At 47.0% G+C, this 25,132-nt stretch carries 17 protein-coding genes; 8 read left to right on the top strand and 9 right to left on the bottom strand.

Annotated features, from left to right (window positions below):
* Positions 1-30 precede the first annotated feature (30 nt).
* The 4 genes from carB to JWH17_RS03040 form a co-directional block, all read right to left on the bottom strand.
* Complete coding sequence (carB, locus tag JWH17_RS03055; RefSeq protein ID WP_205221082.1) at positions 31-3,261, bottom strand: carbamoyl-phosphate synthase large subunit; 3,231 nt, start codon at positions 3,259-3,261, stop codon at positions 31-33.
* 21 nt (positions 3,262-3,282) lie between these two features.
* Entirely contained in the window at positions 3,283-4,398 is a 1,116-nt protein-coding gene (gene carA, locus JWH17_RS03050) for a glutamine-hydrolyzing carbamoyl-phosphate synthase small subunit (RefSeq protein WP_205221081.1), read from the bottom strand.
* A gap of 66 nt (positions 4,399-4,464) precedes the next feature.
* Positions 4,465-5,766: a 3-deoxy-D-manno-octulosonic acid transferase gene (locus tag JWH17_RS03045; RefSeq protein WP_205221080.1), complete on the bottom strand. Its 1,302-nt coding sequence runs from the start codon at positions 5,764-5,766 to the stop codon at positions 4,465-4,467.
* A 77-nt stretch (positions 5,767-5,843) separates the two neighbouring features.
* On the bottom strand, positions 5,844-5,999 hold the full coding sequence (locus JWH17_RS03040; protein WP_205221079.1) for a hypothetical protein: 156 nt from the start codon (positions 5,997-5,999) through the stop codon (positions 5,844-5,846).
* A gap of 425 nt (positions 6,000-6,424) precedes the next feature.
* Here JWH17_RS03040 and JWH17_RS03035 point away from each other — a divergent pair, with 425 nt between their 5' ends.
* Together JWH17_RS03035 and JWH17_RS23995 are read left to right on the top strand one after the other, a co-directional pair.
* Entirely contained in the window at positions 6,425-7,378 is a 954-nt protein-coding gene (locus tag JWH17_RS03035; protein WP_205221106.1) for a peptidylprolyl isomerase, read from the top strand.
* An 83-nt stretch (positions 7,379-7,461) separates the two neighbouring features.
* Positions 7,462-7,590, top strand: coding sequence for a hypothetical protein (locus JWH17_RS23995; RefSeq protein WP_269755803.1), 129 nt, complete (start codon positions 7,462-7,464; stop codon positions 7,588-7,590).
* Between the two features lie 33 nt (positions 7,591-7,623).
* Here the strand turns inward: JWH17_RS23995 and trpS are convergent, their stop codons facing one another.
* The 5 genes from trpS to JWH17_RS03010 all read right to left on the bottom strand — a co-directional run bounded on the left by trpS (position 7,624) and on the right by JWH17_RS03010 (position 15,551).
* Positions 7,624-8,592: a tryptophan--tRNA ligase gene (trpS, locus tag JWH17_RS03030; RefSeq protein WP_205221078.1), complete on the bottom strand. Its 969-nt coding sequence runs from the start codon at positions 8,590-8,592 to the stop codon at positions 7,624-7,626.
* A 132-nt stretch (positions 8,593-8,724) separates the two neighbouring features.
* Positions 8,725-10,665 carry a molecular chaperone DnaK gene (gene dnaK / locus JWH17_RS03025; RefSeq protein WP_205221077.1) on the bottom strand — a complete coding sequence of 647 codons (1,941 nt, stop codon included), beginning with the start codon at positions 10,663-10,665 and terminating at the stop codon, positions 8,725-8,727.
* Between the two features lie 108 nt (positions 10,666-10,773).
* Complete coding sequence (locus JWH17_RS03020) at positions 10,774-11,364, bottom strand: nucleotide exchange factor GrpE (RefSeq protein WP_205221076.1); 591 nt, start codon at positions 11,362-11,364, stop codon at positions 10,774-10,776.
* Positions 11,365-12,011: 647 nt separating this feature from the next.
* Positions 12,012-13,934, bottom strand: a complete 1,923-nt coding sequence (locus JWH17_RS03015) for a sensor domain-containing diguanylate cyclase (RefSeq protein WP_205221075.1) — start codon at positions 13,932-13,934, stop codon at positions 12,012-12,014.
* 258 nt (positions 13,935-14,192) lie between these two features.
* Positions 14,193-15,551 (bottom strand): sigma-54-dependent transcriptional regulator, encoded by a 1,359-nt coding sequence (locus tag JWH17_RS03010; RefSeq protein ID WP_205221074.1) that lies wholly within the window; start codon positions 15,549-15,551, stop codon positions 14,193-14,195.
* Between the two features lie 63 nt (positions 15,552-15,614).
* Here JWH17_RS03010 and JWH17_RS03005 point away from each other — a divergent pair, with 63 nt between their 5' ends.
* The 6 genes from JWH17_RS03005 to JWH17_RS02980 all read left to right on the top strand — a co-directional run bounded on the left by JWH17_RS03005 (position 15,615) and on the right by JWH17_RS02980 (position 25,104).
* Positions 15,615-16,910 (top strand): class I SAM-dependent RNA methyltransferase, encoded by a 1,296-nt coding sequence (locus tag JWH17_RS03005; RefSeq protein WP_205221073.1) that lies wholly within the window; start codon positions 15,615-15,617, stop codon positions 16,908-16,910.
* 135 nt (positions 16,911-17,045) lie between these two features.
* Positions 17,046-18,533, top strand: a complete 1,488-nt coding sequence (gene lysS, locus JWH17_RS03000; protein ID WP_205221072.1) for a lysine--tRNA ligase — start codon at positions 17,046-17,048, stop codon at positions 18,531-18,533.
* 52 nt (positions 18,534-18,585) lie between these two features.
* The gene (locus JWH17_RS02995) at positions 18,586-19,812 is read left to right on the top strand and encodes a lipoprotein-releasing ABC transporter permease subunit (protein WP_205221071.1); all 1,227 of its coding nucleotides are present in this window, start codon (positions 18,586-18,588) and stop codon (positions 19,810-19,812) included.
* Positions 19,805-20,488, top strand: a complete 684-nt coding sequence (locus JWH17_RS02990) for an ABC transporter ATP-binding protein (RefSeq protein ID WP_205221070.1) — start codon at positions 19,805-19,807, stop codon at positions 20,486-20,488. The genes JWH17_RS02995 and JWH17_RS02990 overlap by 8 nt, the downstream gene beginning before the upstream one ends.
* A 251-nt stretch (positions 20,489-20,739) precedes the next feature.
* Positions 20,740-22,452: a GGDEF domain-containing protein gene (locus tag JWH17_RS02985; protein ID WP_205221069.1), complete on the top strand. Its 1,713-nt coding sequence runs from the start codon at positions 20,740-20,742 to the stop codon at positions 22,450-22,452.
* A gap of 258 nt (positions 22,453-22,710) precedes the next feature.
* On the top strand, positions 22,711-25,104 hold the full coding sequence (locus JWH17_RS02980; RefSeq protein ID WP_205221068.1) for a hybrid sensor histidine kinase/response regulator: 2,394 nt from the start codon (positions 22,711-22,713) through the stop codon (positions 25,102-25,104).
* Positions 25,105-25,132 lie beyond the last annotated feature (28 nt).

Raw genomic sequence — 25,132 nt, 5'->3', positions numbered from 1 at the left:
CGTATAATTTTGTTTTACAGTAATACTGTTTTATTTTCCGTCAATGGTTTTAGAAAATTCCTGTACAGTTTTCACACCAACCTCCTGCGCAAGAAGGGACTCAACTGCAAGTGCCATGGACCACCCACCAGTAATGGTTGTGGAATAGGGAATGTGATAATCCAAGGCTGCACGCCTGATGGTATATGCATCTTCAGTGGTTCGATTGCCCGCTGAAGTGTTAAGAATCAATTGTACAGCCCCATCTTCTATTTTATCAAGAATATGTGGTCTTCCCTGGGAAATTTTATTCACCTCTGTACATTCAATACCATAGTCGGAAAGCCTGGCTGCAGTCCCCTTTGTGGCAAGAAGAGAATAGCCTAACTCAACAAATTTCCTTGCAACCGGCACAACGGCATCCTTGTCTCCATGGCGGACCGATACAAAGACATTCCCTTTAAGCGGCAAGCTCGATCCCGCTGCCAATTGCGCTTTAGCAAGGGCCTGGCCGAGATTATCATCTATCCCCATAACCTCACCCGTGGATTTCATTTCCGGCCCAAGCAGGGTATCCACATTTTCAAAGCGATCAAAAGGAAAGACAGCTTCTTTTACAGCCCAGTGGCTAAGCTGCTTTTCCTGGGTAAAGCCCAAGTCCTCAAGACTTAACCCCATCATCACCTTGGTCGCAATTTTGGCCAACTCGACGCCTGTTGCCTTGGAAACAAAGGGAACGGTTCGCGAAGCCCGCGGATTAACTTCCAGTACATATAAAATATCGCCTTTTACGGCAAACTGGACGTTCATCAACCCAATAACTCCCAGTTCTTCGGCCATGGACTTGGTCGCCCTTGTAATTTCATCTACCATGGTAGCGGGTAAGGTATGGGGCGGTAAAACGCAGGCTGAATCACCAGAATGAATGCCGGCTTCTTCGATGTGCTGCATAATGCCACCGACCACACTCATGGTACCATCGGAGACTGCATCCACATCAACTTCAATGGCATCTTTTAAAAATTGATCGAGCAAAACAGGGTGCTCTGCTCCAGCTATTCCCGGCAAATTCATAAAGTCGCGTATACCCTCTTCATTGTAGACAATCCGCATATCGCGCCCACCGAGAACGTACGATGGTCTCATGACCACAGGGTAACCGATCCGACCTGCCACCTGCAGTGCTTCTTCCAAGGTGTGGGCTGTACCGTTTTCCGGCTGCCTGAGATCAAGCTTTTGCAGAAACTGCTGAAACCGTTTTCTGTCCTCTGCACGGTCAATGGCATCGGGAGGTGTACCGATGATAGGAACACCCGCCTTATCCAATGGCATAGCAAGATTAAGCGGCGTTTGACCACCAAACTGGACAATTACCCCGTCAGGTTTTTCCCGTTCTATAATATTCAGCACATCTTCTCTGGTTAAAGGCTCAAAATAGAGCTTATCCGAGGTGTCGTAATCCGTGGAAACGGTCTCCGGATTTGAATTAACCATGATCGACTCAACTCCGATCTCTTTCAAGGCAAAGGAAGCATGAACGCAGCAATAATCGAATTCTATGCCCTGTCCGATACGATTAGGACCGCCACCTAAAATAATTATTTTTTTCCGATCAGTAACCTCAACCTCATCTTCTTGCTCATAGGTTGAATAGTAGTATGGAGTGTACGATTCAAACTCAGCGGCACAGGTATCTACGAGCTTGTAAACAGGCTCCAACCCTTTTTTAATTCGCAACTGACGAATATCTTCTTCAGAAGTACCGGTAAGGATAGCCAGCTGCACATCCGAAAAACCATACTGCTTGGCTAAATAAAGCGCATCACTGTCCAGCCCGCTAAATCCTTTTTCGCCAATTTCCACCCCCTTGTCAACGATCTGGCGGAAATTATACAAAAACCAGGGGTCGATATGGCTTAACTCATAGATCCGCTCAACCTCCATTCCGCGCCTTAAAGCCTCAAATATATAGCTCATGCGACGTGAATTCGGGCGGGTAAGACCACGATCCAAGTCATCCTGGTGCAGTTCGACCATCTCGTCCTTACGATCAAAGCCAAATCCCATACGGCCTATTTCCAAGGAGCGGATTCCTTTCTGGAATGCTTCCTTAAAAGTACGTCCCATGGCCATGGTTTCCCCTACCGATTTCATGGCAGTGGTGAGAATATCATCGGTTTCCGGAAATTTTTCAAAGGTCCATCGCGGTATCTTGACCACGCAATAATCTATGGTTGGTTCAAAAGATGCGTAGGTCTCACGGGTGATATCATTTTTAATTTCATCCAGCGTATAGCCAACAGCCAGCTTGGCTGCAATTTTAGCAATGGGAAACCCGGTTGCTTTAGAGGCCAGCGCAGAAGAGCGGGACACCCTGGGGTTCATTTCAATGATCATCAACTCCCCGTCTGCAGGGTTGACGGCAAATTGTACGTTGGAACCTCCTGTTTCCACTCCGATTTCACGGATAATAGCAATGGCCGCATCACGCATCTCCTGATATTCTCGATCAGTAAGTGTTTGCGCTGGGGCTACGGTAATGGAATCACCCGTGTGAACGCCCATCGCATCAATATTTTCAATGGAGCAAATAATGACGACGTTGTCGTTTTTATCACGCATAACCTCAAGCTCATATTCTTTCCACCCAAGGAGGCTTCGCTCAATCATCACCTCTGTGGTCATGGATAGATCAAGTCCTGCTGTGGCAAGTTCTTTAAGCTCGGTCCGGTTGTAGGCAACACCGCCGCCGGTCCCCCCCAAGGTGAAACTTGGTCGCACAATTATGGGAAACCCTATTTCACTGCCCGCTTCCATTGCATCTTCAATCGTGTGCACAATGGCCGATTCGGGCACCTTCAGGTTAATTTTCCGCATGGCATCGCGAAACTCTTCACGGCCTTCCGCCTTTTGAATGACGTCGATATTTGCGGCAAGCATTTCTACGCCATATTTTTCAAGCACCCCCATTTCGGCGACCTTAATGGCAGTGTTCAGTCCGGTCTGCCCACCCAGAGTCGGCAACAATGCATCCGGTCGTTCCCGTTCTATGACCTTGGCCACGCACTCCGGCGTAATTGGCTCTATATAGGTCCGATCCGCAAGCCCGGGATCGGTCATGATGGTGGCAGGATTCGAGTTAATCAAAATCACCTCGAATCCTTCTTCTTTTAGAGCCTTAACAGCCTGTGCTCCAGAGTAATCAAATTCACAGGCCTGGCTAATGATAATGGGCCCGGAGCCAATGATGAGGATTTTACTTATATCTGTTCGTTTAGGCATGATACGTTATCAAATAAGAGATCAGAATGAATGCTGCATGAGTTCAATAAAACGGCCAAATAAATACTCTGCATCATGTGGACCGGGAGCATATTCAGGATGATACTGGACGGAAAAGGCAGGATACTTTAAATGCCGCATTCCTTCCAGACTGTTATCATTGAGATTGATATGGGTTACTTCGACTTCAGGTGGTAATTTTTCAGGGTCAACACAAAAACCATGATTTTGTGAAGTAATTTCGATTTTACCGGTAGTGAGATCCTTTACCGGTTGATTCGTTCCACGGTGGCCGAACTTAAGCTTATAGGTGGAGCCTCCATATGCGAGAGCAAGCATCTGGTGCCCAAGACAAATACCAAAAATAGGTTTAACACCAAGTAATTGTCTTATATTTTCAACAACACCCTCAACACCGGCAGGGTCACCGGGCCCGTTGGAAAGAAAAATTCCGTCCGGTTCAAGCGCCAGCACCTGCGCTGCAGAAGTTGTCGCGGGCACCACAACGACCTGGCACCCGTACTGTTTCAAAAGCCGTAGCTGATTGTACTTCACACCAAAATCATAAGCCACGACCTTAAACTTTTCTTTTCCACCACTCTCGAAGCCTTTTCCCTGCTCGGGTCCCTTATCAGTCCAGAGATAAGGGGTCTCACAGCTCACTCTCTTGACCATATCCCGGCCAACCAGCCCCGGCCATTGCCTGGCTCGTTGTACCAACGAATCAGCATCCAGATCTTCGGTGGAAATAACAGCCTTCATGGCACCAGTGTTACGTATCAGCCGGGTAAGCATCCTGGTGTCAAGGCCTTCGATCCCGAGTACATTGTATTGTTGTAAAAAGGATGCTAAATCAGAGGTGGATCGATAGTTACTGGGCTGAGCTTGATACTCCCGCATTAAAAATGCACGTGGATGAACTGACGCAGACTCCATATCCTCTGCATTAACACCGTAGTTACCAATCAAGGGATATGTCATGGTTACCAATTGCGCAGTGTACGAAGGATCAGTCAACACCTCCTGATACCCACTCATGCTGGTGTTAAAAACTATTTCGCCCAAGGCCTCCCCGGGTCCTGTAAATGAATATCCTGGTATTACTGTACCGTCTTCAAGCCCAATCAATGCTTTCATAAAGTGTCTTTTATCATTTTATTGTGAAAAATGTGAATAATGCCTGAGAGGCGCTTCTCTACAAACCTATTTCCTTTTATTTTCAAAGAGATCGTTCACCAGGTTAACCTGTTTTTCTACAATCTCAGCACCAGTTAAAACCAGGTGTCTGGCCTGTTCACAAGCCTGCTCATATTTTTCCTGATGCCGGTCATGCTGCTGCAGCAAACAGGCTAATTGGTCAGCATCTCTAACAGAAAAGCCACACCCTGCCGACTCAAGCAATGCTGCTTCCTGGTGAAAATCGTTCATAAAGGGACCGTAGTATACTGGACGCTCCTGTTGGACTGCTTCAAGTATATTATGCCCTCCTCGTTCAACCAGGCTTCCACCACAGAAGTTATAATCACCGGCACTGTAAAGATCGACCAAGTCCCCCATGGTATCCACAAGGACGACAGAATGGCTTCGTTTCCCACCATTTTTCAATTCCGTATAGTAATGAAACTGAAGTCCATCCCTCAGCAACAACGCGGCAACTTCCTTTATCCGCTCAAGGTGTCTGGGTGCAAGCAACCACAGTATGTCGCGTTGTGCAGAAAGCCGCCGATAGACCGGCAGCAAATGTTCCTCTTCACCGGAATGGGTGGAACCGCAGAGAAAAACCTTCTCTGCCTCCACCTGAAGAATCTTTCGGTAACGATCTCTACGGCGGGGGATATCACCTTTTACCATCGCAGATTTTACGTTACCGCAAACTTCTATCCGATCAGGGGCCGCGCCTAAGCGAGCAAAACGCGAAGCATCCTCACTGGTAATAGTTGCAATCCACTCAAACCCCTGCAGTAACTGCCCCATAAACGTCTTCAAATACAAGTAACGCCCTAAAGAACGTTCCGACAAACGCCCGTTAAGCAGTGCGGCAGCTGTACCTCGCTTTCTTAGCATGCTCAACATAACCGGCCAAAGTTCTGTCTCAAGACAGACATATACGTCTGGAGCTATCTTTTGCAGAGCCCTGGCAACAACAATCGGCACATCCAGTGGCGCCATGAGGCATGGGATATTTTCAGGAAACAGTTTTTTAGCGACCTTGTTTCCCTGTTCGGTGGTTGTAGTCAAAACTACACTCAATCCGGGTATTGTCTGCAAGAGAGCATCGGCTACAATGACAGCAGCGCGCACTTCGCCTACCGATGCAGCATGCAGCCAAAGCCGCCTTTGGCACTGAATTTCCGGTAAAAGGTTTTCATTATAGAGCCCGAGTCGCTGCTCAAGTCCGTAACTGTACCTTTTCCCTAGATGCCTGAGTAGGGGAAGAAACAGGCGTAACAAAAAATAAATACCTGTTCCGACTATACCGTATCCCAAGTACAGAATATTGTTCACATGAGCACCGGCTTATTGAAAGAGAAAGCGCAAAAACATTATATTAAAACAGGATTTATGGCGTCAGTCAACAAAGTTCATCCTAAATTCGCTAAAACAACCCTATCAGTGATTTTTATCCTTGTAGCTTCACGAGACAAATCGCTCTGCTCCTCGTTTGGATTGACTCTGAGCGTTGTGTGAATGTCTTCAATCGCACCCAATTTCTTAAGACTATGTTGAATATCTGCCATTTCGTTCGCCTTCCAAAAGTCTTGCGCTTACCAATGGTACCGGTAGCATAAAATTTAAGTCTCTCGATGCCTGAGCCGATAAAAATCCGAGGCGAGAAGAAATACATTCAGCAATCTACAGTGGAATTTATCATTGACAATCCCTGTTTTGATTTGTAAGCAAGCCAGACCATTCTTAGTAAGCTTTCCTAAAGGCCCGCACCCTTCCCCAATTGGGAGTTCAACGTGCCCTTACAGCACGGTCATGCATCTATTAAAGGAAAGCCGTAACCATACGTTCCATCTTTATCGCTCACAGGCCAGGCTACACGGAACGAACAGACATGCCGGAGACGACAATGAACAAATGGCTCACCACTCTACTCCTGACTGCGTTGCTTTTTGGACTCGGACAACCGGTATCAGCAAAAAATGAGGAAAAAAAAATGAAAGATGGATTGTACGCTAACATAGCCACTCAAAAAGGAGATATACTCCTCAAGCTGTATTATGACAAAACCCCCTTGACGGTTATTAATTTTGCAGGACTGGCAGAAGGCAGTCTTCATCTCGGTGGCTTTGACAAACCAACCGAAAAGCCCTTTTATGACGGTCTCACTTTTCACAGAGTAATTGACAATTTCATGATCCAAGGCGGATGTCCACTGGGAACCGGCACAGGTGGTCCTGGCTATACCTTCCCTGACGAATTTGATCCTTCATTAAAACACAATCGACCAGGCATTCTGTCCATGGCTAATGCCGGACCAGGAACCAATGGCAGTCAATTTTTCATTACCCACGTACCCACCCCCCATCTTGACGGTAAACATACGGTTTTCGGTAGAGTGATTGAGGGGCAAGACGTTGTTAATGCTATTGCCCAGGGCGATGTTATCGAAAAAATAGAAATTATCCGAGTTGGCAAGGATGCCGAGAAATTCAAAATAAACCAGGCTGCTTTTGATAAAGCAGTGGCTGAAATTGAAGATTCGAAAAACGGCGCATTAAAAAAAGAAAACGAAAAAATCAAAAAACTGATCAAGGATAAATGGCCGGAAGCCCATAAAACCCGTTCAGGACTCTATTACCAGATTGAAGCAGAAGGCAGCGGCCCAACCCCCAAACAAGGTGATGTCATCAGTGCTCACTATACAGGCCGCCTCCTGTCTAACAATAAAAAATTTGACAGCTCCTATGACCGCAAAGAACCCATTCAGTTTCCGGTGGGCCAAGGAAGAGTCATTCGTGGCTGGGATGAAGCGCTTAGTGCAATGAAGAAAGGAGAAAAACGCACCCTTATTATTCCACCGAACCTGGCTTACGGGGAACAAGGTGCAGGCGGGGTAATCCCCCCCAATGCATGGCTGGTCTTTGATGTGGAACTTGTTGATTTTTAGCCTATAAAAGACACTGCAAGCTGTTCGAAAAGGCGGGATCCCTCGGGAATACCGCCTTTTTTATTTTGATTTCAAACCGGCACATGAACAGATCCATTATTACTGCAGACAGAGAGAAGGTTGATACGTCTCTGATAATAGGCGGCGGTCTTGTCCTGGTCGGCCAGCTGCTTATTAACCGCCGGCAGCACCAAAGACCACTACACGATTAGCTCTCCTCACATTTTCCGGGGTTCTCGGCACAATTAATATTTCAATCCAATTCTATCTCGCGCCAGGTCCAGGGTTACCGTTGCCTTTTCCCGTGCCTTTTCCGCCCCTCCGGCAAGGACCTCCCGCAGATAATCCAGGTTGTTCAACAGATCTTTCTTTTTAGCCCTTGCGTCTACAAAATAGTCATTAATCAATTCAAAAAGGTCCTGCTTCAAATACCCGTAAGCAGCCCCGCCATTGACATACAAATCATGTACCTCTGCCATTTTTTCAGGAGACGCAAACAATTTGAGCAAAGCATAGAGGTTACATGTCTCAGGATCCTTTGCCTCTTCCACCGGAGTAGAATCGGTCTGGATGGACATGACGACCTTACGCAACGGTTTCTCATCCATAAAAATAGGAATGGTGTTGCCGTAGGACTTAGACATTTTTTGACCGTCCAACCCGGGAACGATCGCTGTAGATCCGCTGATAGCAGGTTCGGGTACCACAAAAGTCTCGCCAAAGGTATTATTAAACTTGATGGCTATATCGCGTGCAACTTCCAGATGCTGCTTTTGATCCTTACCAACCGGCACAATTTCTGCCTGATATAAAAGAATATCAGCCGCCATGAGCACAGGATAGGAAAAGAGGCCATGACTTGGTGCAATATTTTTGGCTACTTTATCCTTGTAAGAATGACATCGCTCCAAAAGTCCCATCGGGGTAATGGTCGACAGCATCCAGGTCAACTCACAGACCTCCGGCACATCTGACTGCACCCAGAAGGTGCAACGTTCTGGATCAAGACCGAGCGCAAGAAAATCTGCAGCAGCCTCAAGGGTGCCCTTTCGCAGGCGCTCACGATCATGCACAGATGTCAGGGCGTGGAGATCGACAATAAACACGTACAGATCTGCTGACTCCATTTGCCGAATCATGGTCTGCATCATGCCAAAATAGTTTCCGATGTGTAGTTTACCGGAAGGTTGAATACCCGATAATATGCGTTTCATAGGTAGTTTGTATAAAGAATTTCAGTGAAGGGAAAATTGACAGATCATCTATAGCGCAAAACAAAAAAAAATGGGAGTGCAGATTGAACCGCACTCCCATTCGCACTGAAAAAAAGAAAAGTAACTCTCTGCTTATTTTACCTCTTCAAAGTCAGCATCAACAACGTCGTCATCATCACCTTTACCTTTACCGCCTCCTGCTGCGCCTGCTCCTGCAGCGCCACCGGCAGCTCCTGCAGCACCAGATCCACCGCCAGGCTGATCCTGTGAAGCCTGAGCATACATCAGTTCGGCAAGTTTATGTGACGCCTGGGTCAAAGCTTCTGTTGCAGACTTGATGCTATCAACATCGTCAGTTTCAAGCGCTTTTTTCAGATTTTCAATTTCTTTTTCTACATTTCCCTTGGTCTCAGCATCCACCTTATCACCAAGCTCTGTCAAGCTCTTCTGAGTCATGTGGATCATTGCATCGCCGTTATTTTTCGCTTCTACCAGCTCCTTACGTTTCTTGTCTTCATCGGCATGCAACTCAGCATCCTTCTTCATCCTCTCGATTTCGTCTTCAGAAAGGCCGGAAGAGGCTGTAATGCGAATGGACTGTTCCTTGTTGGTTCCAAGATCTTTTGCTGAAACATGAAGAATACCATTGGCATCCAAATCAAAGGCAACCTCAATCTGCGGCACACCACGCGGGGCCGGAGGAATGTCAGCCAGTTCGAATCGGCCAATGGTCTTGTTATCTTGGGCCATTTCACGCTCGCCCTGAAGAACATGAATGGAAACCGCAGGCTGATTATCTGCAGCTGTCGAGAAGACCTGACTTTTCTTGGTTGGTACAGTGGTATTCTTCTCGATAAGCTTGGTCATTACTCCACCGAGCGTTTCAATACCAAGGGAAAGTGGCGTAACATCAAGTAGCAGTACATCCTTCACGTCACCCTGAAGCACGCCACCCTGGATGGCAGCACCGATGGCAACAACCTCATCTGGATTTACCCCCTTATGCGGATCTTTACCAAAGATGGATTTAACCTTTTCCTGCACCTTAGGCATACGAGACATGCCACCTACAAGGATAACCTCGTCGATCTCTGAAGCGTTGAGTCCGGCATCAGCAAGTGCCACCTTACATGGACCTGCAGTACGTTCGATCAAATCTTCTACCAGTGCTTCCAGTTTAGCACGACTCAACTTGATGTTGAGATGCTTTGGTCCGGATGCATCTGCGGTGATAAATGGCAGGTTAATATCGGTCTCCATAGCGGTAGAAAGCTCTTTCTTTGCTTTCTCAGCTTCTTCTTTTAACCGCTGCAGGGCCATATTGTCATTGCGGAGATCCACCCCATTATCACGCTTGAATTCGTCGGCAAGCCAGTTAACGATCCGCATATCAAAATCTTCACCACCAAGGAAGGTGTCACCGTTGGTGGATTTGACCTCAAACACACCGTCGCCGATCTCAAGGATGGACACGTCAAAAGTACCGCCACCCAGATCGAAAACAGCGATTTTTTCTTCGCCTTTTTTATCCAGACCATAGGCAAGGGAGGCAGCGGTCGGCTCATTGATAATACGTTGCACATTCAGACCGGCAATTTTTCCGGCATCCTTTGTGGCCTGGCGCTGGGCATCATTAAAGTATGCAGGAACAGTAACAACGGCATCTTCAACTGGTTCCCCCAAATACTCTTCCGCTGTCTGCTTCATTTTACCAAGGATCATTGCCGAGACTTCTGCTGCGGAGTAGGTTTTACCCTCAACTTCAACCACAGCATCGCCACCAGGACCTTCAACAATCTTAAAAGGACTGATATCAATAGATTTTTTCACTTCCAAGTCGGTAAACTTTCGCCCAACAAGCCGTTTGATGGCAAAAAGAGTTCGCGTCGGATTCGTAACGGCCTGCCGTTTTGCAACCTGGCCGACCAAACGCTCCCCATTGTCTGTAAATGCCACAATTGAAGGGGTGGTTCTGTTTCCTTCGCTATTTTCAATGACCTTTGGATCACCGCCCTCCATGATGGATACACAACAGTTGGTAGTACCCAGGTCAATGCCTATAATTTTTCCCATAATGCTTCTCCTGTCTCCTTAAATAATCAGCTACAAGCTGTAAAAAATACCTTAATAATTACTTAATATAACATTATCTAAACTGTTTCCCCTGCTTGCAGGGATCGGTTATGCGTCCTCTTCCGGTGCGGGACCGCTTGAGACAACCACCTGAGCATGACGCAACACCCTGTCCTTGAACCGATACCCCTTGGCAAATTCGCGCAAGACATGATTGGCTGGAACCTCACTGCTGTTTTCCATGGTCAATGCATCCTGCTCATCAGGATTAAATTCCTGCCCCACAGCATCTAAAGGTTCAACACCAAATTTTTCAAGAGTTCCGACCAAACCTTTCTGGGTAAGATCCAACCCTTCAAGCATTGATTCAAGTTTCGCACTCGCATCGTCGGCATCTGCTTTGCCCTGATCAATGGCACGATCAAGATTATCAAGTGTTGTCAGTAACTCACGCAGTATATTTTCCCCGGCGTATTTCATGAGTTTACTCTGCTCGCGCTCTATTCTCTTTTTAAAATTTTCAAATTCAGCAGCGACGCGAAGCAGTTTATCCTCTGCAGCTTCAAGTTCTTCCTGCAGGTTTCTTTCCGGTTGTTCAACAGATTCATCAACAACAGATTCCACACCACCAGGCTCTTCAGGAACTGCAGTTTCTTCCTCCGGATCAACAGGCTGCTGCTCTTTGGTCTCTTCTACCACCTCAAGTCTCCTTCTCCCTAAGTATATTTCCACCGTCTTGTTGAGCTGTTATTCCACACAGATCAATCAACCGGCCAGACAAATCTGGTGCCAACAATAAGTATGGCAAAAACCAGTGTCAAGGGCGGGAAAAATCAATTTAAGTAGGAAAAAATGGGGAGTGTAAAGCCTTTTACACCTTGGCCAAGCAAAGCTACGCCGGATAAAAAATGTTTTTCCCTTGCCGAACAAGGTTAAAAAAACAACACACGATGCCACTGGCGAAAAGAACAGCTCCCCACGCTAAATCCTGACAAAATCGCCGTTGCTGATCGGGCAACTATGAACTAATTCGAGCCAAATCAACAAGGTGCAGCAAATATGTTTACGGGGTGTCCTGGAAAACGGGCAAATTCGTTCAAATTCGCTGTACAGGCAAAATTTTACCGCAGGCACATAAGCTGATATCGGAGCCTAACGCTGACCTTCAAGGATAAAAACTTGAATGGAACAAAACAGTTGGATGTATGAACAATATTTCAAGATAGCATGGAGCCGACTCAAACTAACTACACGCGCAGTACGTTGACGCCACAAACTGGTGGCAACCTAGCGAATGCAATGCCTGAGTTTTTCAGCGTTGACTGTGAACAGCTTAACAGGTGAGCTTATATTTTCCCATCAGACGAATCCGCGTTCACGTCCTCGACAGAGGACCGATAAAAACAAAAAGTATTCCGCCCCTTCTCTTTAGCTTTGTACAATGCCATATCAGCACACTTGATCACCCCGTCGATGTCGGATGAATCATCAGGATACAGGGCGATGCCGATACTTGTTGAAATACTGATAACATGCTCTTGTATGCGCACCTGTTCCTGCATGACAGCAATAATTTTCCCAGCGATTATTGCAACGTCTTTTTTATTGCCGATTCCGTCAAGTACAAAAACAAATTCATCCCCACCTAGTCGAGCTACCGTGTCCGAGGCTCGACACTGCCGTTTAAAGCGGTCAGCCACTTCCACCAACAGATCATCACCAACATCGTGACCGAGCGTATCATTGATATGTTTAAAACGATCCAGATCAAGATACATGACAGCTACCCCTTTCTCAAGCCTGCCGGCCTTGATCAGCGCCTGGTTGAGCCGATCTCTAAACAAAAGCCTGTTGGGTAAACCGGTTAAAGTGTCATGATGGGCCAGCCGATAGAGCTTGGATTGGCTGTCTCGAAGTTCGTCTTCAATTCGCAGCCTGTCGGTGACATCCCTGGCAACTTCAATAATCCCGTAAACCTCTCCTTCAGCATTTCTCAACGGTGAGATATCGAGCTCAAAGGTATTATTAATACCGTTACCATGGTAGGGATTATGGATGAGTTTCACCTGATTATCTTTTTCCCTGATTGCACTTATGGGACAGGGAAAGCGGTGGTCGTTGCAGGGGCCACCTGCACTGCAAAACAGTTCATAACATTTTCTGCCATGCATGGAACCACCTGCTTCAGAAACATTAATCAGCCCAACTGCGGTCTGATTAATAAGCAAAATGTTATATTGCAAATCAATGACCATGACAGGGTCACCGGCACTGTCAATAACTGTCTGTAAAAAATTTCGTTCATGGTCGACTGCATTATGCAGCTGTTGCTGGATTGCAGCAAGTGCCTGTTCCCTATGTTTTTGTAAAGTTATATTCTGGTGGGTACCGGTCATCCTGACCGGCATATTGTTTTCATTTCTTTCAACAACTCTTCCCCGGTCAAGATACCAGGCCCAATCACCATGCTCATCTTTTACCCGGTATTCGATTCTATACTCATCAGTTTGCCCTTCCAGATGCGCGTTTAATATAGTGAGCACCTTTTCCTTATCATCCGGATGAACAATGCGATTGGTTGAGCCAGGCCCTTTATCGCCGCTTCGATAATCTAAATACTCTTTTTGGTTGGGGCTGGTGTACATCTCACCGGTTTGAATATTCCAATCCCACAACCCGGCTTGGGAGGCAAGTAATGCGAGTTCATAGCGTTCTTCAATCCGGCGCATTTCCTTTTCACGATGCTTTGCATCCTCCTTATCAAATAAGCGGCGTAAAGCATGAGCAACAGCCTCACCGACCTGGGAAAAAGACTGAACATCAAGAATGGATGACACTCCCTCACCAACAGACAGCGTTGTATGCACCACTAAAAAACCATACAGTGCGGGGGTAGACCTTATCGCAGTGCAGATACCGGTATACGACGATCCTGGAGGAAAGGTATTGCATACAATACATTTTTCTGATCGGCAAAAAACTGTCGCCAAAGATGGCTCTTGCAACACCCGAAGCCCGCATGGTGGCAAAACACCTTCGCGAAGATGGGCCATTATTTCTTGAAAACGAGCAGCAAATCCAGTTTCAGCGGTAATCATGCTGCCGGTCGTTTCATCGATAAACACAATAAGCGATGATACAAACAGGCTGTTAGTTACCAGCCTGTCACAGATCCCCTGTAGCAAATTCGAAAGATCGTTTTCCGTCAAAAGATGACGATACACCTCGTTTATAGCCTGGAGTAACTCCCTTTGCCTATCACATGCCATCTCGTCTCCATACTGTTTTTCCCCTCTCCATATTTCCTCCCGCTTATAGCTCTATCTTGCTGACTTTCAATTTACTCACAAATATGGGGCAATAGGTCCCGCCTTTCATGTAGCTTTAACAAAAATGAACACTTTTCCCAAAACCAGCCCTGAAGACCGGCAGGTGATGTAAGCATTATCTCCTGATTACACTTCTAAACCGCAGCTTGGCAGGCATTATGGCTGATGTGGCTGGCCAAGCAACAAAAAATTCAGCAGTTACTGTATATCGTAGGTTTTTAGCTTATTCAAAAGTGTCTTTCTGGTTATCTGGAGACGACGAGCGGCCTCACTCCTGTTGCCTCCTGTTTCCTTGAGCGTCTTCAGAATTAATGCTTTTTCTGCGTCTTTTAGAGTTGCAGGCTTTTTTTCTTTGCCGGCGGGGTGCAAGCCGGCCCAGCGCTGAATCGGCAATGGCAGTTCACCGACATCAAGGTATTCGCCTCGCATGAGAATAACTCCCCTTTCTATGGAATTTTCAAGCTCCCTGACGTTACCAGGCCACGGATACCGGATAAGTATGTCCATATACTCCGGAGTAATCCCCCTCACCTGACGAGAATTTTTTTCTGCGAATCGTCGAATAAAAAAATCGACTAACACCGGAATATCTCCATCGCGAAGTCGCAAAGGAGGGACCTCCAACACTACAACATTCAATCTGTAATACAGGTCTTCACGGAATCGACCAGCTGCAACCTCGTCTTCCAAATTACGGTTCGTGGCCGTAATGATACGGGCATCCACATCCAGGGTTTCCTGACCACCAACCCTTTCCAATTCGTGTTCCTGAAGAACACGCAGCAGCTTGACCTGCATTGCCGGCGAAGTTTCTCCGATTTCATCTAAAAAGAGGGTGCCCCCCTGGGCCTGGACAAACCGCCCTTCTCTTCTTTTATCAGCACCCGTGAAGGCCCCACGCTCATGGCCAAAAAGTTCTGACTCCAACAGATTTTCGGCAAGCGCTGCACAGTTGACCTTGACTAAAGGCCCCTTTGCCCGCTTGCTGTAATGATGAATCGCCGAAGCAACCAACTCTTTACCAGTCCCTGACTCCCCACAGATAAGTACAGTTGCCTCTGTTGGTGCTACCTGGAGGATAAGCTGCCACAAATGCTGCATTGCCTCAGAATTACCAATAAAACGTTCATTCTCACCAAAAGGCTTACCAACAACGCTCCCCTCCTCCCCTTTTTGCCTATGCCCCATGGCAACCTCGAGGGTTTGTTTGAGTTTATCAAAATCGAGCGGTTTAGTCAGATAGTCATGGGCGCCTTCTTTCATGGCAGCTACCGCTGAATCAATGGAAGAAAAAGCCGTCATGATCACCACCGGAATCGCCGGGTTAATAGCATGAATCCGCTTAAGCGCCTCCATTCCATTCATGGTGGTCATCCGTACATCCATCAAAATAGCATCATATGGCCCTTCTTCGACTGCTGCCACAGCGGTTACACCGTCATCAGCTTCCATGCTCTGCCAGCCCCACTCAGCAAAAAGGGACGTGAGCATAAAACGGTGCACTTGTTCATCATCAACGACTAAAATTTTGCACTTGCTCTTGTTACGGTCTTGCATAGTAATATTTTCTTTTTTTCTGCATATTAGGTATATGTTGCTTCTCATCAACAGGAGGCGCACATGAAACAGACACTACATATAGAAAAAATCATTCACGGTGGGAGCGGGTTGGGCCGTCTGGAGGGCGGCTTAGTCGTGATGGTACCTTTTGTACTACCTGGCGAAAAGGTAGAGATAAAAGAAAAAAAACGCTCCAAAAAATTTATCCAGGCAGAGCTGCTTGAGATTACCCAAGCCTCCCCACGTCGCATCTCCCCCCCATGTCCTTATTATACCCAATGCGGCGGTTGTAATCTCCAGCATATTGAATACCCCGAACAACTCGCCTTAAAACGCACTCTGCTTGCAGAAACCCTGGCAAGAAACAAAATACCGCTAACAACAGCGGCTATCAATGATACCCTGCCCTCACCACAGCCTTTTGCCTACCGATATCGTATCCGGCTCCACCTGGACAACAAACAGCGTCTGGGATTCCACCGGGTTGGCAGCAATCAGATCATCCCCATATCCAGATGTCTGCTGGCCACAGATGCGATCAATCGCAGTTTACATATATTCAAGACCAACTACCTTGATCAAAAACTGGCTGCCTCCTGGAAGAGTGTAGAATTTATAGAGTCTCCAGCCACTGGTAAAATTACCATTGTACTCCATCCACGACGCCACCATTCCAGCAATGCTCCACCATTGGACCTCAGCGATGCGGCTGACTACACTGTCAGTAAAAACAAACAGCACTTTCATGCCGCCCACCCGCCTTTAAACAGCCCACAGTTGCAGCAGCAGTTCAGCCTGGCTGATTTTGATTACACGTTGTCCTGGGACAGTTACTGTTTTTTCCAAACCAATGTAGAGCAGAACGTACAACTGGTAGCATGGGTATGGGACAAGCTCAACACAAAAAAGCCAACTACGCTGCTGGATCTCTTCTGCGGCATAGGTAATTTCTCTGTTCCATTGCTGCTTCAAGGATGGCAAATCACCGGCGTAGAGCATAATCAACGATCTATTGCATGGGCGAAAAAAAATAGCGTTCATCCCGCCTCTACAGCAGCTATTACCTACCAGTGTGAAAACGTTACTCGATCATTGTCCCAATTTAAGCAAAAAAAACTCGGTTTTGATGTGGTGCTCCTCGACCCCCCCAGGCAAGGACTTGACAGAGAAGCCGTAACGGATCTGACAGCCATGGCACCCCAAAAAATAGTCTATATATCCTGTGACCCCGCGACCATGGCTCGAGATCTAGCCCATATGTGTTCATCAGGTTATAGTGTCGCAGAAGTCACTCCTGTTGATATGTTTCCGCAAACACATCATATTGAATCGGTGATTGTTCTGGAAAAAAATTGACATCCAAACCACGACGCACTATTTATACGTGTTTTTGTAGGGCCTGCCCCTCTATCACAAGGCGATGGATTCGCAGTCGAACACCTTATACCGCTCTTATATCTCCCCCAAATACTTACTTTTATATTTTAACTGATGGAAACAACAAGCAATCTCCTTAAACAACGTCGAGAAAAAGCCGAAGCACTTGCCCAGGAAGGCGTCAAGTTATTCAGCAACACTTTCACTGCCCCACAGGCAATAGCTGAAATTCTTCCCCAAGGCGAGCCGCTCAGCGCTGAATCCCACGACGAAAGCGGGACCACCTATCGTATTGCCGGACGAATCATGTCCATGCGTAAATTCGGCAAAGCTGCTTTTTTCCATGTCCAGGATACCTCAGGAAGAATTCAGATCTATGTACGCAGAGATACTATTGGCACTGAAAACTTTGCTCTTTTCAAAAAATGGGATGTCGGTGATATCGTAGGGGTGGAAGGTAAACTCTTCAAAACCAAAGTCGGTGAGACCTCCATTGATACAAGAACCTTGGTTATGATCTCTAAATCGCTGCGTCCGCTGCCTGAAAAATTTCACGGCCTTACCGATGTAGAAACCAGGTACCGCCAGCGATATCTTGATCTGATCGTCAACCCAGAAACCAAGGAAACCTTTCAAAAAAGGGTGGAAATCATCCGCCTGATTCGAGAATTCCTTAACAACCGCGGCTACATGGAAGTCGAAACGCCAATGATGCAGCCCGTTCCCGGGGGTGCAACGGCAAAGCCTTTTAAAACTCATCACAATGCGTTGGGAATGGATCTGTTTCTCCGGATTGCACCGGAATTGTATCTTAAACGGCTTCTGGTAGGGGGATTTGAAAAAGTTTTTGAAATAAACAGAAACTTCCGTAACGAGGGGTTATCCACTCGCCACAACCCCGAATTCACCATGCTCGAATTTTACCAGGCCTATGCAACGTATCATGACCTGATGGATCTCACCGAAGAAATGGTTTCCTGGCTGGCAGCAGAAGTGACCGGTTCCATGGAGCTTACCTACCAGGATATTCCGGTCAATCTGGCACCTCCATGGCGACGTTTGACAATGGATGAAGCGCTGGTGCAGGTTGGGGGTGTAGACGCCTCCCTACTTGAAAACGAGGCAGCGATATTTAACCTTGTTGAGGAAAAAGGCATCCAGCTGCAACCCGGAGCTGGGGTCGGCAAGGCGAAGACTGAGTTGTTTGAGTTACTGGTCGAGGAAAAACTCATAGATCCCACCTTTATTACCTCCTATCCGACCGAAGTTTCACCGTTGGCTCGCCGCAACGAAGAGGATCCGAGTGTGACCGACCGTTTCGAGCTGTTTATCACCGGTAGAGAGATCGCCAATGCGTTCAGTGAGTTAAACGATCCTGTTGATCAGCTGCAACGCTTTCAACAACAAATTGATCAACGGGGTGATGATGAAGAAATCCATCCGGTACTGGACCAGGATTATGTCAGGGCTCTTGAGTACGGGATGCCTTCTGCGGCTGGTGAAGGGATAGGGATCGACAGACTGGTGATGCTGCTGACTGATTCGCCCTCTATTAGAGACGTCATCCTCTTTCCTCACTTGAAACCGGAAGTAAAGGAGTAAAAAAAACTCTCACCGCCTCTTTATAAAGCTCTACTCTAACAGAATAAAATTTATGCCGTCTTTTGAATGGTTTATCTGCCTACGCTACCTGAAAGCCAAAAGGCAGCAGAAATTTATTTCCCTGATCACGGTCATCTCTGTTTTAGGGGTTGCGGTTGGGGTTCTGGCACTGATTGTGGTGCTGAGTGTCTATACCGGCTTTACTCAGGGGTTGCGGGACCAGATCATAGGTATCAACGCCCATGTTCTCGTCCAATCCTATGGTGGTTCGATAAACAATGTTGACCATGTTCTTGAACGACTGGAGACGACTAAAGGGGTAGTGGCAGCTACTCCTTACGTCTACGGTCAAGCACTCATCACCTCCAGTAATACCTCCACAGGAATCGTACTCAGAGGGATTGACCCAACAAGCGCTGCCAAGGTCATCACCATTGACAAGGTGATGACCTTGGGCCGGCTAACAGATCTGCAAAACACGATTGGCTTTCCATCGATCATTTTGGGGATAGAACTTGCCAAAAGCCTTCGGGTAACGGTTGGTGACAAGGTGCGCCTCATCTCACCCAATGGACCTCTTTCGCCCATGGGTATCCTCCCTAAAATCAAAACCTGTTTACTGGTCGGCATATTTGAAACCGGAATGTACGAATATGATTCCACCATCGGCTATACAAACCTGGCGACAGCCCGTACTCTAACCGGTTTGGACAAGGGGGTTCACGGCATCGAGGTCAAGGTAGAGGATGTTGATGCGGCTGACAAAACAGCAGATGCCGTTGAAAAAACGCTAGGGCCGGGCTACTCCGTACGCGACTGGATGCAGATCAACCAAAATCTTTTTGCGGCCCTAAAGCTTGAAAAGGTTGGAATTTTTATTGCGCTGGACCTCATTATCCTGGTCGCAGCCCTAAACATCATCAGTGCGCTGATTATGGTGGTCATGGAAAAAACCAGGGATATCGCCATCCTCAAATCCATGGGCGCTACCACCGGCTCTATTATGCGTATCTTTTTTTACCAAGGGGCTGTTATCGGCCTTTGCGGGACAACCTTGGGAGTTATAAGCGGACTAACAGTGTGTGGCATCCTCAAACGCTATAAAATCATAGAACTTCCAAGCAATGTCTACCCCATGTCAACCATGCCGATCACCGTGGTTCCGTTTGATGTAATACTCATAGCGGTTTCAGCCATACTCATTACTCTGCTGGCCACCCTCTATCCTTCCTGGAAGGCTTCAAAAATCCGACCTGCAGAGGCCTTAACCTATGAGTAAATCACAAAACGTACTGCTCCAAGCCAGGGGTATCTGCAAAGCCTTTCATCAGGGACAGCAGCCGATCCATGTGCTCAACGATATCGACCTTGATGTTCATCGATGTGAGATGACTGCGATTGTCGGAGCATCCGGTTCCGGCAAAACAACCCTCTTGCAAATTCTCGGCACTTTGGACCAAGCCGACAGCGGCCGACTCCTCTTCAACGACACAGATCTAACCACTCTGTCCGACAACGAAATTGCCGCACACCGTAATGCCAATATCGGTTTTATCTTCCAGTTCCATCATCTGCTGCCTGAATTCACAGCAATCGAAAATGTAATCATGCCTGGCCTTATTCAGGGATTAAAACGCGACCAGCTGGAAACAAACGCAATGGAACTGCTTGGCGGAGTAGACCTCCAACAGCGGAGCAACCATCGAACCGGAGAGTTGTCAGGCGGCGAACAGCAACGAGTTGCCCTTGCCAGGGCCCTGATTATGAAACCAGCACTGCTTTTTGCGGACGAGCCAACCGGTAATCTCGATTCTGTCAGCGGCGAAAAAGTCTTTCACCTGCTGCGTGACCTCACCAATTCCATGGGACTCAGTGTGATCATGGTTACCCACAATATGCAGTTAGCTCAAATGATGGACAGATGCCTGACTCTGCAAGACGGCAACCTGGCTTAAGGCCTTCTCTAGCAACCACTTCATTTGCAACTCCACTTTTTGGGTGGCTCCGAGCAGCCTCGACCCCATGAGGGGGGAGATTCAGGAGGTGCCTCCTTTACTGCACTCCCTGCTCAACCTCTCCATCCAACGTTTCATCTCTTAAGAAAAAAAGAGTACACAATGCTTTGTTATTATTATATTCTAATGCTCTTTTGCGGTATGATTAAAGACACCCAAACGATGTCCTTTACCGAGAGTAAGCCAGACACATGTCGACAATACCTACATCTTGGAACTATCCTGCCAGTAGGACCGCGGAAGATTTTCCTGACCCTACCCGATTATGTATCCTTGATGCTTCTCAGGTTCTTCTTCCTTACCTACCCTGTGCAGCCCTGCTACTTGATAATGAGCTGACCATTCTTCATTACAACCCCATGGCGCTGACAATACTTGCAACCGAGACCAATTCACTTCAGGGTTTCGTTTTCACGAATTTTATCGCTGATGACCAACAAAACGAAACAGCAGACAAACTTCGCCAAGCAGGAATCACCCCTTCAACGACCTCTTGTACAATGAAAAAAGATGGTATCTCTGCAGAAACCGTCGACTTAAAAGTGTCGCGTCTACCAGACACATCTCTTCTTGTGTTCCTTGAAATAAACTCAAGTTCTACCACCAACCGAGAAATAGTCAAACGGCTGCAAATTCTGGAAGCACAATATGAGAAAAATCCTGCTGGTATTCTTCTCGTCAATGAACGGATGGAAATGTTGTCCTACAACAATGAATTTCTTCGTATGTGGTCTATTCCTGCCCACATACAAACTTCCCGTAACGATGAGAAAAGTCTGCAGACGGTCCTCAGCCAGGTAAAGTCGCCTGAGCAATTTCTCGAAAAAATATATGCCCTTTACGATACCCCCAATGCCACAAGTACTGACGAGATCGAGCTCATTGACGGCAGAATTTTTTTTCGACATTCCTACCCAATATTCAGTGCTCATAAATATATGGCTCGGGCATGGTATTTTTTAGATATTACCGCGCTTAGATCAGCAAAACAGGCCAACCTGCTCCAACAAAAATATCAAGAAACCATTCTTGAGCATATTAATGACGGCATCATTGCCTGTGATGCTGACGGGCAACTGACACTCTTTAACCAAGCCAGCCAAAAAATACTTGGCGAGCAGGTTTCCTCAGTGCCAATGCATCAATGGGCACAACATTTCAGGTTGTTAAAACCCGATGGCAAAGAAATACTGCCAGCAGATGAAAATCCCCTTTTCAAAGCCCTGCAGGATCACCCGGTAAAAAATGAAGAATTCATTGTTGAAGACCGCCTAAAAAGCCAACGGACTCTTCGCGCCAACGGACAGGCTATGTATGACAATGACGATAACAAACTTGGTGCCGTCGTCTCACTGCACGACATCACCGATTTGAAAAAAATTCGCCAAAAGTTACGCCACATGGCCTATCATGATCATCTTACCAAATTACCTAATCGGCGATTATTCCATGATTTGATGGAACTTTGTATGCGTCAGGCAGATCGAGAGAGTAAGCAGGTAGGTATTCTCTTTCTTGATCTGGACAACTTCAAACAGATAAATGATCGCTTTGGTCATGACACAGGTGATAGTTTACTCAAACATCTAACATCCTCATTGCTTGACTGTTTACGCGAATCTGACATTGTATGCCGCTGGGGAGGAGATGAATTTGTAGTTGCACTTCCAGGTCTTTCCACAGCAAAGGACGCAGAGGGAGTAGCTCAAAAAATCTGTTTAAACATAGCAGCTGCAATTCATGCACAAACTGAATACCAGGAAATTACTGTCTCCATCGGCATAAGCATGTACCCTAGAGACGGCAAGGTTGCTGACAAACTGATAAGAAAGGCTGACGTTGCTATGCTCTCGACTAAGAAGAAAGGAAAAAACAGCTACACCTATACCCGAAAAATCAGTTAAAATTTGCTGGTCAGTGGTCGCGCTCTTCTGCTCCGAGCGCCCTTTTTCTCCATTCCTTTCCACTGATACCGGGCCTGATCGTGCGCAGAGGCAAAGCGAACAAACCTCCTCACGGGAGAGTACATGCACCGTGGAGCGCTCCTGCAGAGGGACGAATATTTTGCATAAAAGCATTTCCCTGCTTGTCGTTGAGCTGACAACAGTTTTTCCAAAGCGATTTTGAAATAAGTTGGTTGATTTTTTTCTGTTGCAAACAAGATGACACAGATAAATACCATACACCCCATGGCCAAAGAGGTATCTGCGCTCAACACCTATTGGCTTGTCCAATATTTAGAGGAGCACCACCCATCTCTTGATCTGCGCAAGCTCATCACTGAGGCCTGCCGGCAGAAGCCTGTGTATGTCGAAAATTTACAGACCGGTGAGGTTGAAGAAGTTGGCCTCGCCCACTTGAGAAACCCCAGACACTGGTTCTCCCACAGGTTTATCAAAACGCTGCATGATATCATCCAGCAAGAGATACCAGATCCTCGCTTGGGCTTTAAAATAGGCAGCACCATGTACAAAACTCAACCTATGCTTACCACTGCTCTGGGCATCCCCTTGCTTGGTATCCATAGAGTGGCTAAAAAGGTTTCCTCTGAAGCATACAAATATAACAGGACCAAAAAGTACTCTGTTGTAAAAATGGAAAAAAAATGTATAGAAATCCGCATTACCCATAATCCTGGAATAAACACCTGTCCATTTACCATGCAGTGGAATGCTGGTTGCTTTGTCTCCTATGCTCGACTGGCAGGGGCCACCAATATCAAAGTATCCTCTCGATGTATTGAAAAGGGGCCGGAAGGCCCTGGTGACCCCAGAAGAGCCATCTGGGATTTCAAGATCACCTATCAGGAACCAGGGGTCCTTACCCGTCTTGCCAAAGCCGCCCTTCGTAACATGCCTGGAATCAAAACACTTGTTGAACGGGCAGAGGCTATTGAAAGCGATCATCAGGACCAGATAGTTAACCGAGACAATATAATCGCTGAGCGCACCGCAGATCTGGCACAAGCGAATCAAACCATGCGCAAAGAAATTGCTGATCGCAAACTGGCAGAAGCGGCATTGCTGCAAAACAAGGAGCAACTGCAGCGCTACATCACAGCCATTGATGATATAGGACTTGGATTATGCGTAATTGATGCGGACTATCGCCTGCAGGTCATGAACACAACTTTTACAAGCTGGTTCGGTGCCCACCCCGGCAAAACCTGTTACAGCGCTCTTATGGGGAAAAAAGAACCATGCAGCCATTGTAAAATGGTGGAGGTTATCGAGCGAGGGAAAAAAATTCGTTATCACCCTACGGTCCCAGATGGACGGGCCTTTGAAATGGTTGCCACCCCTATACACAACAGCGATGGCACTATTTCTAAAATGGAAATTATCCGTGACCTTTCTGAGCAAAAAAAGCGAGAACAACAAAAACTGGAGAGCCTCCAACACCAGGAACAGCTCAAAAAGCTGGAAAGTCTCAAAACAATGGCCACAGCCATTGCCCACCGCTTTAACAATGCCATGACCGGCGTACAAGGCAACCTGGAGCTTCTGACCCTTGCTCTTTCGAAAAACTCAAAAGAATACGCAATGGCCGCAAACGCATTTCGGGGAGCAAAGGGAGCTTCTCAGGTCGGTTCCATCATGTTAAGCTACGTTGGCCAAAATCCCCTGCAGTGCCGGCAGGTCGCTCTTGCAGAACTGGTCAGGTCAACTGTTACCAGCTCCCAAAATCTTTTTCATCCACAGGTCAACCTCATATTCATACCGCCTTCGCAACCACTTTACTGCTCGGTTGATAGACAGCAAATAAGTGAAGCCATAGAAAACATCCTTGCCAATGCTGCCGAATCCTTGAGCAACGATTCCGGCTCCGTTGAGATTACCTTTGGCACCGAGTATTTCAGTAAAGCTTCATTCCCTCTTTTTTTTCAGAAAAAGAACATCAGCGACGGCAACTATATATTTTGCCGGATAAAAGATTCAGGTCACGGAATAGCAGGTGATAATCTATCGAAAGTTTTTGAACCGTTTTACACCACTCGGTTTGTCGGCAGGGGGCTTGGCCTGGCTCTCGCCTCCGGGATTATGCTGGCACACGATGGAGCCATCATCGTCGACAGTGTCCCAGGTAAAAGTACGACTGTGCAGATTCTTTTCCCTTTCACCCCTCTCCGATCAGGACATCCCATGCCCGTTGCCGAAGTTGCACCCAACGTTGGCACAAGTCTATCGGGACATATCCTGCTTGTGGATGACGAACCGCCAGTGCTGGAGGTCGGTAAAAATTTCCTGACGATGCTTGGTTTTACAGTACATACCGCTGTCAACGGTAAGGAAGCTATTGCCAAAATCAGAGGACAGGAGCACGATTACCGCGCAATTGTAATGGACATTTCCATGCCGGAAATAAATGGTATCCAAGCCATGGAATCAATCAGGCAGATGAATCCAACACTGCCCATCCTGCTCAGTAGCGGATACCTTGCAACAGAATTTCCTTTTTCAGCAAACAATACCGCTACAGCGCCAGACGGTTTTCTAGCTAAACCATTTCAGCTTGCAGACATGCAAAGCAACCTTGAGTTGTTGCTCTCCTGGTAACCGTATCGATGGTATCAAAAAAAGAAAT

Origin of the sequence: Desulfogranum marinum (assembly GCF_016918565.1) — a bacterium.
Lineage (GTDB): Bacteria > Desulfobacterota > Desulfobulbia > Desulfobulbales > Desulfobulbaceae > Desulfogranum > Desulfogranum marinum.
Note: the sequence above shows the minus strand (reverse complement) of the source record. Positions and strands in the feature narration are given on the sequence as shown.